Genomic DNA, 6,053 nt, shown 5'->3' with positions numbered 1-6,053 from the left:
CACCCTACGGGCGGCCTCGACCTTGTATTCGGTCGTGAACGACCTGCGTTTGCGGGACATGCGGACATCCTTCCAGCGGAACCATCGGTCCCGCTATCTCGGTGTCCACCATCCGGGGTGAACCTCACGTCTACGCCACGTCGGGACACGAGGAGTGCATCGCGGAGATCCTGGTCGACGACGCGCATCTGGCCGATCTAGTGCTCGACGATCTGCCGAGCGTCAGTGGTATTCGGCGAATTCGAGTCGATCCGATCACCCGTGTCTATCGTTCGGTACGGGAGTGGCGTCCGAGCATCCTCGACCACGGGCAGGTGGCCGCCCTGACTCCCCCCGTCCACGAGGGCTATCAGCCGGACGGGCGGATCGGCCCGGAGATCTCGTCGCTGCATCGCAGCATCCTGCGCGTGCTGGCCGAGGACGCGCGCACACCCACGTCGGAGATCGCGCGCGTGGTGGGCACCACGGAGAACACGGTTCGACGTCATATGGAGACACTCGAGCAGACGAACAAGTCCCGCCTGCGCGTAGTGGTCGAACCGGCGTTGCTCGGGTACACCGCGGAAGCGATGGTGTGGGTGAAGGTTGCACCGCGGCACCACGACAACCTGGTCGACCTGCTGCTCGAGCATTCCGAGGTGCGGTACGCCGTGGCGGTCGCCGGCTCCGAGGGTCTACGGATCAATTTCGCGTGCTCGGATCGAGTTGCGTTGCACGAGATGACAACTCATTCGAAATGGTCGGCACTGGCCGATTCGATCTCGGTGGTGTCGGTGTTGCGAGCCACCAAACGCAGCGGCAATCGGCTGTTCGCCTCGGAATCCGCGGCCTACCTGTACTGATCAGCGAATGGGGGCACCCGGGCCGAGCGGGATACCGAAGGCGTACCAGACGGCGAACAGTGCAGCCCACACGATCAGCATGCCCAGTGCGACGGGGATGGTGAACGACGCCAGGGTGCCGATACCCGCATTCTTCTTGTATCGCTGGATGAGTCCGAGGGTGAGGATGAAGTAGGCGGACATGGGAGTCATTGCGTTGGTGCAGGAATCGGCTATCCGGTACACGGCCTGAGTGGTTGCGGGGTTGACGTCGATGTACATCAGCATCGGGACCAGCACCGGCGCGAGCATCGCCCACATGGCCGAGCCGCTACTGACGAGCAGGTTCATGATCGAGATGACCACCAGCATCAGCAGGAAGACGACCAGCGGATGCCACCCACCGGCCTTCAGCAGCTCCGCCCCGTTGACCGCGACGACGTTGCCGATTCCGGTCCACTTGAAATACGCGAGGAACTGGGAGATCGCGAAGAAGAGAACCAGAATCGGAGCGAGGGTCCTGATCCCCACTGCCATGGATTCGGGGATCTCCCGCGCACGGCCGAAGCTGCCGGTGGTTCTGCCGTAGACCCAGCCGGTCAGGACGAACGCGATGGCGATGAAGAAGGCGACGTTCTCCATGACGACGGACTGGACGAAGCCACCGTTCTCACCTCGTAGTGGCGACGATGCAGGCAGCAGAGCTGCGACGATGACTGCGACGTAGATCAGGAATGCGATGCCGGCGCGGCGCAGCCCCTTCTTCTCTGCGGGCGCGAGTTCCAATTTCAGATTCTCGGCACCGTCCTCGACGCCGTCGTCGGGGTCGAGGTTCATGTGCTTGGCCATCACCAGTTCCACGACGAGGGTGATGAACACGGAGATCACCAATGACGAAGCGAGACTGAAGAAGTAGTTGTCCACGGGCGTCACCACGTACTCCGCATCGACGATCTGCGCCGCCGAGGTCGTCAACGAGGACAGAATCGCGTCGCTCGGAGTGATGAGCGGTGATGCGTTGTACCCACCCGAGATGGCCACGAATGCAACCATCATGCCCAGTACCGGGCTTCGGCCCGCAGCCTTGAAGGCCAGTGCCGCCAAGGGGAGGACGACGATGAATGCCGCATCGAACATGACGTGCGACATGGTGCCGGCGAATGCGACCGCGAACGTCACCCATCTGGTGGGCAGTTTCACGATGGTGGTGCGCAACAACGTGGTCAGCACGCCCGAATGCTCTGCCACCGAGACGCCGAGGATGACGGTGACGATGATCGGCAGTGGACCGAAGGCTGCGAAGTTGTCCAACGCGGTCCCGAAGATCATGGCGACGCCGTCACTGCTCAACAGACTCCGAACCGCTGTCGACTCGCCGGTACCGGGGAGTACGACGCTGGTGCCGAGGGCCGCGAGCACTGCGCTGACGACAGCCAGGATGGCCGCGAGAATCCAGAAGAGGAGGAACGGGTGAGGCAGTTTGTTGCCCACCCGCTCGATGCCGGAGACCAGCGCGAAGAGCGGTCTCAATCCCCTGGGTAATTGGTCCTCCGCCATCGCGGGAGTTGCTGGCGGGCCGTCGATTCGACTGGACATCGGTGTTTCTCCTTCGCAGACCTTCGGATTGTGACACAGAGCACGATGGCGAATGTTCTGCTCACTCAACTCGTTTCACGTTGCCGATTTGTTGCTTGCGTGTTTTTTCCGGCCGTATGCGCGAATCCGCCACGCGACGGGCGAAAACACTCAATTGCGAAGGATGGTTCTGTCCGTGCTGCGGGCGCATGCAGAGTGTAAATAGGCTGCCGACAACACTTCCGGCGATGCCGGACCGAAGCGAGGAGATCCATGAGCAGTGCTGCTGAGTCCATGTCCCTGCGCGAGCTGGCCGCAAGCATCCGCCGTCGTGACATCTCGGCGCGAGAAGCTCTCGAATCCCATCTGACGCGCATCGAGGAGATCAATCCCGTCGTCAACGCGGTCGTCACACTCGACGCCGAGACCGCAGAACAGCGCGCCCTCGCTGCGGACGAGTATTCGGTCTCGGGTGCGGCACTGCCCTCGCTGCACGGCGTGCCGATGACCCACAAGGACAACCACCTCACTGCAGGCATGCGCACCACGTTCGGGTCCCCGGTGATGGCGGACAACGTTCCCACCGAAGACAGCGGCATCATCGCGCGCCTCAAGCGCGCGGGAGTCAATTCGACGGGAAAGTCCAACGTCCCGGAGTTCGCCGCGGGGTCGCACACCTTCAACCCGCTGTTCGGGACGACGACCAATCCGTACGACCCCACCCGAAGTGCAGGCGGTAGCAGCGGCGGGGCCGCAGCCGCGATCGCCGCGGGGGTGCAGCCGGCCGGTGACGGCTCCGACATGGGCGGATCCCTGCGTACCCCGGGATCGTTCTGCAACCTGGTCGGATACCGCCCATCGCTCGGTCGGGTCCCGTTGACTCCCGCGCGCAACCCGTGGGCGTGGATCGCCCGGCAAGGCGTACTGGCTCACGACGTGGAGGACGTGCGCTTTCTGATGCGCGCCATCGCCGGCCCGGACGCGTCCAGCCCGCACAGTCTCCCGATCGACGACGCCTACGCATCGGCGGAGCCCGGCACTCTGCGTGGCCTGCGGGTTGCGTGGACCACCGATTTCGGTCTCGGCGTGCCGGTGGAACGCGAGGTGGTCGAGGTCCTGAGTCGCCAGCTCCACGTCTTCGAGGATCTCGGTGCCGTCGTCGAGGTCGGCTGCCCGGATCTGTCCGACGCAGACGAGGTCTTTCAGACCACGCGTGCGTTCGACTTCGCGACCAACTACGGTCACTTGCTGGCCGAGCATCGGCACCGGATGAAGGACGCGGTGCAGTGGAACGTCGACAAGGGCATGGCGCTCACCACCCGAGACATGATCTCTGCGAACGCGGCTCGTAGTCGCCTCGGTGTGGCCGTCAGACGATTCTTCTCGACGTACGACGTCCTGATCGCGCCTGCGGTTCAGGTACTGCCGTTTCCGGCCGACGAGGAATACCCGACCGAGATCGACGGCACGCCCATGGGGAACTATCTCGACTGGATGCGCGCGGCCTGTTTGATCTCGGCGACAGGACTGCCGTCGTTGTCTGTTCCGGGTGGCTTCAGCTCCTCCGGTCTGCCTGTCGGACTGCAGATGGTCACAGCCGATGGGGCCGACCGGCTGCTGCTCCGCGCCGCGCACGCATTCGAGGCGTCGACGGGTTTCCACCGACGCAAGCCCGAGCTCGCGGTGACGTCCGCTGCCGGCCCCGCGGCTGCCCTGCCCTGAGCGTCATCCGCCGAGTACCTCACCCTCACGGCGTGGGTCGGCTCCTCCGATCCACCCGGTGTCGGTGCGCTCGAGCGCGCTCAGTCCACTGGACTGGTCTGCGACCGACACCTGGTGGCCCATCTCGCGGAGCTGCACCACCACCGGATCGTCCTCACCCGAGACGTTCGGGTGTTCGCCGCCGTAGTTGGTCGACGGTGTGTTGGCGGCACCGAAATCGACCATCGACACCGCCTGCTGTGGGTCCATGCCCCAATCGAGCAGTCCCACCAACGTTTTGACGACGAACTGGATGATCACCGATCCGCCGGGAGAGCCGGTGACGAGCGCAAGGTCGCCGCGCGCGCCGTCGTCGCCACGATCGAAGACCAGTGTCGGGGCCATCGAGCTGCGCGGACGCTTCCCCGGCTCGACGCGGTTGGCCACCGGAGTTCCGTCCTCGGCCACCGGCGAGGCCGAGAAGTCGGTGAGCTGATTGTTGAGCAGGAACCCGTCGACCATGTGGAACGAGCCGAAGGCCGACTCGACTGTCGTCGTCATCGAGGCCGCGTTGCCCTCGCTGTCGACGACGGAGATGTGGCTGGTGCCGTACTCGGGATCGGTGGACGAGGCGAACTGGACCGGGCCGAAGTCGCCGGGCTGCGCGGTACCCATCGACCTACCCTCGTCGATCAGTCCTGCTCGCTCGCTGAGGTATTCCGGATCGAGCAACGCGTCGGGCGACCCACCGGGCAGGGGCACGAAGTCCGGATCGGCCACGTACTTGTCACGATCGGCGTACGCGAGGCGCTCGGCCTCGGCGATCAGGTGCACACCCTCGGCCGTCGGGGTGCCGCCGTTGGCGTCCATCCCCGTCGGCGCGTATTGCGCGAGATCGAAGTTGGAGAGAATTCCCATCGCCGATGCCACCGCGATACCGCCCGAGGACGGACCGGGCATACCGCAGATGTCGTGGTCGCGGTACTCGGTGCACACGGCCGTACGAGTCTTGGGCTCGTACGCGGCGAGATCCTCCAGGGTGATCTGTCCGGGGGTACGGCCTGCGGTGGTGTCGGCGGTCGCATCGACGATGGCCTGCGCGATATCACCGGTGTAGAAGGCGTCGGCACCGTCGGTTGCGATGGCGGAGAGCGTCTTCGACATCGCCGGGTTGTTCAGAACCGTCCCGGCCGGCTTGCCGGTGCCGTCCGGCTGTAGAAAGTACTCCTTGGACGCGGGGTCGAGGGCGAGCTTCGGTGCCGAGTCGGCAATGGACGACGCCATGCGCGGGCTGATCTCGATTCCGTTGTCCGCGAGACCGATTGCGGGTTGGAAGAGCTCACCCCACGGTTGGGTGCCGTGATCGTCGTGGGCCTGCTCGAGCATGCGCAGGACTCCCGGAACGCCGATCGACCGCCCACTCGAACGGGCATCGGGTTGCGGCAGAGTGCGATTGACGTCGTCGATGTACCGCAGGTAATCGCCGGTCGCGCTCATCGGGGCGGTCTCGCGGCCATCGTAGCTCTGAACTTCCCCGGTGGCCGCGTCGTAGTACATCAGGAAGGCGCCGCCGCCGATTCCGGACGACTGCGGTTCGACGAGGCCCAGCACCGTCTGCGCGACGATCAGTGCGTCGGCCGCGGTGCCGCCGTCGCGCAGGACCGCGCAGGCGGCCTCGGTGGAGACCGGATTGGCGGTCGAGACCGAGTACGAGGCCGTTTCCACCGGGGTCATGTTCGTTCGATACCCGGTCGCCACTTCCGGATTGGTGGAGATGTCGCCCGAACTCGCGCTCGGCGTCGCTCCTATCGGGGTGCCGCCACTGGCACCGAGGACACAGCTGTTCTCGGCCGCGGAGTCGGGATCGGTGCTCTCGCCGCTACTGCACGCGGCGAGCGGCACCAGCAGCAGGGCACAGGCAAGGACAGTCGAGCGGTGCACTCCGATTGCAGACAC

General features: G+C 65.1%; 4 protein-coding genes. 2 read left to right on the top strand and 2 right to left on the bottom strand.

Annotation, left to right across the window (positions count from 1 at the left end):
- Window positions 1–101: 101 nt before the first annotated feature.
- Window positions 102–842: an Lrp/AsnC family transcriptional regulator gene (locus MTX35_RS26080; RefSeq protein ID WP_243596667.1), complete on the top strand. Its 741-nt coding sequence runs from the start codon at window positions 102–104 to the stop codon at window positions 840–842.
- On the opposite strand, the gene MTX35_RS20180 is transcribed toward MTX35_RS26080, so the two are convergent.
- Window positions 843–2,417, bottom strand: coding sequence for an AbgT family transporter (locus MTX35_RS20180; RefSeq protein ID WP_243596666.1), 1,575 nt, complete (start codon window positions 2,415–2,417; stop codon window positions 843–845). It lies immediately after the preceding gene.
- Window positions 2,418–2,669: 252 nt separating this feature from the next.
- Here MTX35_RS20180 and MTX35_RS20175 point away from each other — a divergent pair, with 252 nt between their 5' ends.
- Window positions 2,670–4,118 (top strand): amidase, encoded by a 1,449-nt coding sequence (locus tag MTX35_RS20175; protein WP_243596665.1) that lies wholly within the window; start codon window positions 2,670–2,672, stop codon window positions 4,116–4,118.
- Window positions 4,119–4,121: 3 nt separating this feature from the next.
- Here MTX35_RS20175 and ggt read toward each other — a convergent pair whose 3' ends face one another.
- On the bottom strand, window positions 4,122–6,053 hold the full coding sequence (gene ggt, locus MTX35_RS20170; protein ID WP_243596664.1) for a gamma-glutamyltransferase: 1,932 nt from the start codon (window positions 6,051–6,053) through the stop codon (window positions 4,122–4,124).

The sequence above is a fragment of the Rhodococcus sp. ARC_M12 genome, from assembly GCF_022810385.1.
In the GTDB taxonomy this organism is placed as follows: Bacteria; Actinomycetota; Actinomycetes; order Mycobacteriales; family Mycobacteriaceae; genus Rhodococcoides; species Rhodococcoides navarretei.
Note: the sequence above shows the minus strand (reverse complement) of the source record. Positions and strands in the feature narration are given on the sequence as shown.